This is a genomic window from Caballeronia sp. M23-90, assembly GCF_053574605.1.
In genome coordinates this window covers 1-3,094 of the sequence record NZ_JBSIPA010000614.1, presented here as the reverse complement: position 1 = coordinate 3,094, position 3,094 = coordinate 1, and the positions used below count along the sequence as shown (strand labels likewise).

Annotated in this window: 5 protein-coding genes; 3 read left to right on the top strand and 2 right to left on the bottom strand. The window is 57.1% G+C overall.

Annotation, left to right across the window (positions count from 1 at the left end):
• Positions 1-550 (bottom strand): LysE family translocator (locus ACRXB1_RS33520; RefSeq protein WP_449494472.1); only part of this gene is annotated, 550 nt, incomplete at its 3' end.
• Between the two features lie 517 nt (positions 551-1,067).
• Here ACRXB1_RS33520 and sap1 point away from each other — a divergent pair.
• Positions 1,068-1,412, top strand: coding sequence for a surface attachment protein Sap1 (gene sap1, locus ACRXB1_RS33515; protein WP_449494471.1), 345 nt, complete (start codon positions 1,068-1,070; stop codon positions 1,410-1,412).
• Between the two features lie 223 nt (positions 1,413-1,635).
• A complete protein-coding gene (locus tag ACRXB1_RS33510; RefSeq protein ID WP_075359100.1) occupies positions 1,636-2,187 on the top strand; it encodes a YaeQ family protein in 552 nt (183 codons plus the stop codon).
• A 13-nt stretch (positions 2,188-2,200) separates the two neighbouring features.
• Here the strand turns inward: ACRXB1_RS33510 and ACRXB1_RS33505 are convergent, their stop codons facing one another.
• Positions 2,201-2,614 (bottom strand): VOC family protein, encoded by a 414-nt coding sequence (locus tag ACRXB1_RS33505; RefSeq protein WP_062168500.1) that lies wholly within the window; start codon positions 2,612-2,614, stop codon positions 2,201-2,203.
• A 325-nt stretch (positions 2,615-2,939) separates the two neighbouring features.
• On the opposite strand from ACRXB1_RS33505, the gene ACRXB1_RS33500 reads away from it, so the two are divergent.
• Positions 2,940-3,094 (top strand): Ada metal-binding domain-containing protein (locus ACRXB1_RS33500; RefSeq protein ID WP_449494473.1); only part of this gene is annotated, 155 nt, incomplete at its 3' end.

Genomic DNA, 3,094 nt, shown 5'->3' with positions numbered 1-3,094 from the left:
TCTGCACGCTCGGCCGCCTGATCGCCCGCCGCGCCACCGATGCCAGCATTGCGTAACCAAACGCATTCGCCGCCGCCAGGCCAACGAACGTCGCCTCCATGATTGCAATCTGCGAAACGCTGGCCACGTGTGGATCGATGAATTGCGGCAGGAACGCCACGAAGAAAATGATGCTTTTCGGGTTCAGCACCGTCACTGCATAGGCGTGGGCAATGATCCTTCCCGTGCGCAACTCGGTCGGCGAGCGGACCGCGTCGGTATCGATCACGGGCGCGCGCCAGAGCTTGATGCCCAGATAGACGAGATAAGCGGCGCCGATCCATTTGACCACCATGAACATTTCCGCCGATGCCGCCAGCAGCACGCCGAGCCCGAGCATGGATGCGGTCATCGATGTAAGGTCGCCCATCGCGACCCCGGCGGTTGTTGCAAAGGCATATTTCCGGCCGTGTCCCAGCGCATAAGACACCACGAGCAGCACGGTCGGTCCGGGTATCGCGACGAGGATCGCCGATGCAATTGCAAACGGCAGCCATTGGGCAAGTGTCATGTCAGCTCCTGAAAAGAAGCATCGATTAATCCACGGCAGAACCGTCCTGACAACCCTTTGTATAAAAAACATGCGCGGAGGCTTCGTCCGGCATCCTCGTGCACGTCCGAACTGACTGACATGAACGCCAAGTACATGAAAACAAAATCATTTCATCTGACAAAACCCTTGCTGTCCACCCGCGACGGCACCGGCACACAAAATGCGTAATCAGAGATGGACTCTGACCAGCGATCAAGTCCGGTAATGCGAAGTGTCTCCTCCCTCATTCGTGAGGTTTAATGCCCGGTTTCATCAACCGGGCATTTTTTATGGCTACGCGGATTGCGTTGCACCATTTAATACCGCTCATTTAAATACGTGGGGCCAGTGAAGATGCGGCAAATGGTCGTGTTGCAAATGCACACAAGTCATGCTTGCTCTTTCGAATTTCTTGTCTAGGATGAATGCTGCATATTAATAACTAGCCGCTGAATACATAGCTACGTCCCGAGAGATAGTTGCATGGAGGCTATAAATGAGAAAGAGTGCTGTCACCGGCGCCGCGCTGATCTGTGTGTCCGCCCTGATGGGTTCGGTCCAGGCTCAGGACAAGGTAGTCCAGCCGCAACAAACATTCAGTTTCTTGCCTAATTCGTACGGATGTTTATCGAAGGATAAATTCGATTCCGCCGATCAGCATGCCCAAGCCGGCGAGCAACAGAAAATGCAGGAATTCTTCTCCGGGTTTCAATGTCTGGCGACACCGGAAGAAGGAAATTTCCGCGTAGTGCGCGTAATTGGTCATGACGTCGAATTCGTCAATGCCTCGAATAGCGATACTCAAGGCATGTGGACCGCAGATCGATTTATCAAGCAATAAACTCAAAGCCATAAATCAATCGGTGACGCCTGTCGCCGATTTGCATTTCCCCCGCATCGCCAGTTCGGTCGTGCTCCCGCACGTCTTTCACGCTAATTTCCGCAACGAGCGAACGCGTTCGGTATCATCACACGTCAGCGCACGCGAGCATTGGCTGCGTTTTTCGCTGAATCCTGTTTCGAATCCCTTTTTCGGCCTCTCACCCGAGGCTTTCCGGTGTTGCATGGCCCTCAAATCCACAATCTATAAAGCTGAATTGCAGATCGCCGACATGGATCGGCACTACTACGGCGACCACGCGCTGACCATTGCACGGCATCCGTCTGAAACCGACGATCGGATGATGGTGCGCGTCGCCGCCTTCGCATTATTCGCGAGCGAGCGGCTCGAATTCACCAAAGGCCTGTCGGACACCGACGAACCCGACCTCTGGCAAAAGGATCTCACGGGGCAAATCGAAACGTGGATCGAGGTGGGTCAGCCGGAAGAGCGGCGCATCGCGAAGGCGAGCGGGCGCGCGGATCGGGTCATCGTGATTGCGTATGGCGGCCGGACATCGGAAATCTGGTGGCAGGGCGTGAAGTCGAAGGTCGAGCGGATGCAGAACGTGACCGTCTGGTCGCTCACCGACGGCGTCGCGGCGTCCCTCGGCGCACTGGCCGAACGGACGATGCGGCTGCAATGCACGATTCAGGACGGCGAGGTGTCGCTTGGGAGCGCGAGCGTGGATCCGGTTGCCATCGACTGGACGGTGTTCAAGGGCGCGCCGCGCTGACGCGGCGAACCGCTCAAGCCTCCGGCTCGGGCGGTCCCTTCAATTCGATCAGGTTGCCCTCCGGATCGAAAAAATACAGCGACGGGCCAAAACCTTCAGCGCCGTATCGGCGGGCTTCTTCGCCCAGACGCACGCCGTTCTCCGTGAGATGCGCCCGAAGCGCGGCGGCATCGAACGGTTCGACGCGCAAGCACACGTGATCCACGTTGTTCCCCGTGCCCGGCGTGCCGCTTTCCGGCCGGTCGATCCTGGCGCCCACAGCCAGCAAATCGATCAGCGAACGCCCGGCGCGCATCTGGATCAAGCCGAGTTCGCGCTGTTCCTTCTCGACCGGGCAGCCGAGCACGGTGGCATAGAACTGGACCATGGCGTCGAGGTCTGCGCATCGAATCACGACGTGATCGATCTCGCGGATAGGGATTTGCATTGAATGTCTCCGGTTTTATCCGAAAATTCTAGCCTGCCGCGAAACGTGCAGACGAAAAAAAGCCCACTCGTTGCGGAGCGGGCTGAATCCATATCAGGAGGAGACATGGAGGAGACAGTTCCAATATTACACAGTGGGTTCGTACGTTGCAACACTTATCGTAGTAAAAACCCCTATGGTGCCAAAGTGTCGCATCTGTGCGTCATTCGCCATTCCGTCGCGATCACGTCGACGTCCACCGCGAATGACAGCGCAAGAACCGGCGCGACCCGTAAAACGCCCGTCGTTACAGTAATCACGTACCCTTCGTCTAGCGAGGAATGTGATGAAAACCAATCAGGAAACCGCCGCGTTCGCCGATGCCGAATCCCGCTGGAATGCCATGTCCAGCCGGGATGCCAGCGCCGACGGTGCATTTTTCTACGCCGTGTGCACGACCGGCGTGTTCTGCCGGCCGTCGTGCACACGGCGTAGAAAAAA

Bases quoted from the DNA above. Each gene is read 5' to 3' on its own strand.
- ACRXB1_RS33510 (WP_075359100.1), top strand. From the start codon at position 1,636: ATGGCCCTCAAATCCACAATCTATAAAGCTGAATTGCAGATCGCCGAC.
- sap1 (WP_449494471.1), top strand. From the start codon at position 1,068: ATGAGAAAGAGTGCTGTCACCGGCGCCGCGCTGATCTGTGTGTCCGCC.
- ACRXB1_RS33505 (WP_062168500.1), bottom strand. From the start codon at position 2,614: ATGCAAATCCCTATCCGCGAGATCGATCACGTCGTGATTCGATGCGCA.